3 protein-coding genes and 1 pseudogene are annotated in these 3,579 nt (G+C 69.0%); 2 read left to right on the top strand and 2 right to left on the bottom strand.

From position 1 onward, the window contains the following. Positions 1-203: pseudogene (locus tag WML84_RS13850) on the top strand (thiol reductant ABC exporter subunit CydC); the annotation flags it as partial. 67 nt (positions 204-270) lie between these two features. Here WML84_RS13850 and WML84_RS13855 read toward each other — a convergent pair. Beyond that, entirely contained in the window at positions 271-1,332 is a 1,062-nt protein-coding gene (locus tag WML84_RS13855; protein ID WP_347346722.1) for a LacI family DNA-binding transcriptional regulator, read from the bottom strand. 204 nt (positions 1,333-1,536) lie between these two features. Between WML84_RS13855 and WML84_RS13860 the strand changes: the two genes are divergently transcribed. Continuing rightward, positions 1,537-3,348, top strand: coding sequence for an MFS transporter (locus WML84_RS13860; RefSeq protein WP_347346723.1), 1,812 nt, complete (start codon positions 1,537-1,539; stop codon positions 3,346-3,348). A gap of 103 nt (positions 3,349-3,451) precedes the next feature. Here the strand turns inward: WML84_RS13860 and WML84_RS13865 are convergent. Beyond that, positions 3,452-3,579 (bottom strand): SDR family oxidoreductase (locus WML84_RS13865; RefSeq protein WP_347346724.1); only part of this gene is annotated, 128 nt, incomplete at its 5' end.

Below are 3,579 nucleotides of genomic sequence, written 5' to 3' on the forward strand. Positions count from 1 at the left end.
CCCGCGCGCTGCTGGCGGACTTCCCGGTGCTCGTGCTCGACGAGCCGACCGCGGGCGTCGACCCCGCGGCATCCGACGCCCTGCTGCACGACCTCCTCGGCGCCGCCGGCGACCGCACGGTGGTGCTCGTCTCGCACGTGGACGTGCCCCCCGGCCTCGTCGACCGCGTCGTCCGGGTCGAGGACGGCCGCCTCGTCGCCTGAGCCGGGCGCGCTCCGGGCCGGCTCGGCGGGTCATGCGTCGGCCTCGAGCCGCGCCGCCGCCCGGAGCTCACTCGCCCGCGGGGCGTCTCACCACCGGAGGCGGCGCCGTGGAGCTGCGCAGGATCAGCCGCGTCGGCAGGATGATCGGAGCCGTGGACGGCGCCTCCCCGTCGTCGTCGAGCATCTGCATCAGCAGTCGAGCGGCCGTCACCGCCTGGCCGGTGACATCCTGAGCGACGGTCGTGAGCTCCAGCACCTGGGTCATCTCGTGGTCGTCGACGCCGACGACCGAGATGTCCTCGGGCACGCGCAGCCCCACGCGGCGCAGCGCCCAGACCGCGCCGGCCGCGACCTCGCCCTGATCCGCGAACATCGCCGTGGGACGGACCGGTCCGCCGAGCAGCTCGGCCGTCGCGGCGGCGCCGCCGTCGACGCTGTGCCCGCCGGAGGCGATGAGCCGCGGGTCCAGGTCGACCCCGGCGTCGCGGAGCGCCTCCTCGTAGCCGAGTCGGCGCTGGGCCGACGGCGTGAAGTCGAAGTCCACCTCCTCGGGGATGCCGCGGATGAGCGCGATCCGCTCGTGCCCGAGATTGAGGAGATGATTGACGGCGCAACGAGCCGCAGCCACGTCGTCGATGCCGACCGACGGCGACCCGGGTATCTCCGGCCCGAGGCTGACCAGCGGCAGCCCCAGCGAGCGGAGCGACAGCGTGTGCTCGTCGGTCAACGGCATCGACAGCGAGAGGATGCCGTCGACGCGGCCCGCGAGCGGCATCCGCGCGAAGAAGCTGTCGCGGGCCTCGACGGTGCCGAGGTGATAGAGCAGCACGTCGTAGCCGTTCGCACGGAAGCACTCCGTCGCCGCGGACATGACGGAGCCGAAGAACCACCTGTGGACGAACGGCGCGATCACGGCGACGACCCGCCGAGGACCCGACCCTCCGCCGAGCGCCTCCATGACCGTCACGTAGGAGAGGTCACGGGCGGCCTCGAGCACGCGCTGTCGCGTGTCGGGCGCGACCTTCGATCCCCCGCGCAACGTGCGGGAGGCCGTCGCTGTCGAGACGCCCGCCCGCGTCGCCACGTCAGCGAGGGTCACGCGGGCGACCGGAACCGCCGGGTCGTTCACGCGTTCATCGTAGTACGACGCTTGAGTCACGCCTATGCAATCCTGTTTCACCCACCCCAACCCCCTCGTTGACCCAGAAAAGCGGGGTGTCCGATTCTCCTTGACAGGATCGTACGCCCTGCGCCAGAGTGTGCACTGCAAGTTACTTTCATCTGTGACATCGATTGTCACGTGACGACCGCACGAATACCAATGGAGGTTCTCATGCAGACCGGAACGATGATCGCGGGAGGAGGCGACTCGGATACGAGCTCACTGAAGACCCGCCCCCCGATCGGCATCGGGGCGATGCTGATCATGAACTTCGGCTTCTTCGGCATCCAGTTCAGCTTCGGCCTGCAGCAGACGGCGGTGAACCCGCTGTTCCAGATGATCGGCGCGAACCCGCACGACCTCCCGATCCTGAACCTGGCCGGCCCGATGACGGGCCTGCTGATCCAGCCGATGATCGGAGCGTTGAGCGACAAGACGTGGAGCGATCGCTGGGGTCGACGCAAGCCGTACCTGCTGCTGGGGGCGGTCGGCTGCGCGATCACGCTCTTCCTGTTCCCGTTCGTCGGCGCGCTCTGGGCGGCCGTCGTGCTGCTGTGGCTCCTGGACATCTCGAACAACACCTCGATGGAGCCCTACAAGGCCCTGCTCGCCGATGTCCTGCCGAAGAACCAGCTGGCGCGCGGCTTCCTCATCCAGTCCATGTTCACCGGGGCCGGCCTCATCGCCGCGAACGCGATGATCTTCATCTTCCAGCGACTGATCACCGGCTCCTCCGACAACGGCGTGCCGTACTGGGTGTTCGTCGCGTTCTGGACGGGCGCGTTCTGCTCGATCGCCTCCGTCCTCGTCGCGATGCTGCGCACCAAGGAGCACCCGCCGTCGGACGAGCAGCTCGCCGAGATCCGCAACGCGCCGAAGAACCCGTTCGCCATGGTCCGCGATGTCGCCTCGGCGGCCAAGAGCATGCCGATGGGCATGCACAAGCTCGGCATCGTGTACCTCTTCCAGTGGTACGCCATCGTGATCTACTGGCAGTTCGTCGCCGTGAGCCTCAAGGAGACCGTCTTCGACGGAAACCTCGAGGAGGCCGTGGGATGGACCGGCGCCATGGGCATGGCGTACAACGGAGCGACCGTCGCGTCCGCCCTGCTCCTCATCCCGCTCGCCAACAGGTTCGGGGCCAAGCGGCTGCACGCCGCGTGCCTCGTGCTGATGTGCATCGCCATGATCACGGTGTCGCAGGCGACCAACCAGTTCGTGGCGCTGATCCCGATGGTGCTGTTCGGGATCGGCTGGGCGAGCATGATGGGCGTCCCGTTCATCATGGTGGCGAGCATGGTGCCGCAGAGGCGGATGGGCGTCTACATCGGCATCGTCAACATGATGATCGTCGTCCCGATGCTGATCCAGAGCTTCACCTTCGGGTGGATCTTCGAGAACCTCCTCGGCGGATCCGGCTCCAACGCCCTGATGCTGTCGGGGGTGCTGTTCGGCATCGGGGCGCTCGCGATGCTGTGGGTCAACCCGCCGCCCGCCGACGAGGAGTCGCCGCTGATGCCGCTCGGAACCAGGCACCTCACCGTCTATGAACGGGTCGTCGTCGGAACGGACGGCTCGCCGAGCTCGCAGTACGCCGTGCACCGCGCCGCCGAGGTGGCCACGGCGTCCGAGGCCCACCTCATCGTCGTCTCCGCGTACAACAAGGGAGATCACGCATCGGTCGACACCGGTCACATCGACCTGACGGCGGAACGATCCGCCCGAGAGGCCATCGCGACGTCGTTGTCTCAGCTGGACAAGGGCACGGCCAGACGTGTCGAGCAGCGCGCGGTCGCTGCCGACCCGTCCCGCGCGCTGCTCGACACAGCGAGGGGCGGCACCGGCAGCCTCATCGTGGTGGGCAACCGCGGACTCGGTGCCGCCGACGGCCAGCTGCTCGGGTCGGTGCCGGCGAACGTCGTGAAGGAGGCGGACTGCGACGTGCTCATCGTGCAGACCGCTGCGCTGGACGAGCCGGCGTGAGCTCCGACGGCACCTGAGATCCTGGCCGCGGTTCACCGCGGGAGCCGGCGCCGGCCTGTGAGACAGGCCGGCGCCGGTTCGGGCTCCTCGGCGGACGCGCCGTTCAGACGGTGGTGAAGCCGCCGTCGATCAGATAGTTGCTGCCCGTGATCATGGCCGCGTCGTCGCCCGCGAGGAACGCGATGAGCGCGGCCACCTCCTCGGGCTGCGCGAAGCGGCCGACCGGGATCT

Origin of the sequence: Microbacterium sp. (assembly GCF_039812165.1) — a bacterium.
Taxonomy (GTDB): Bacteria; Actinomycetota; Actinomycetes; order Actinomycetales; family Microbacteriaceae; genus Microbacterium.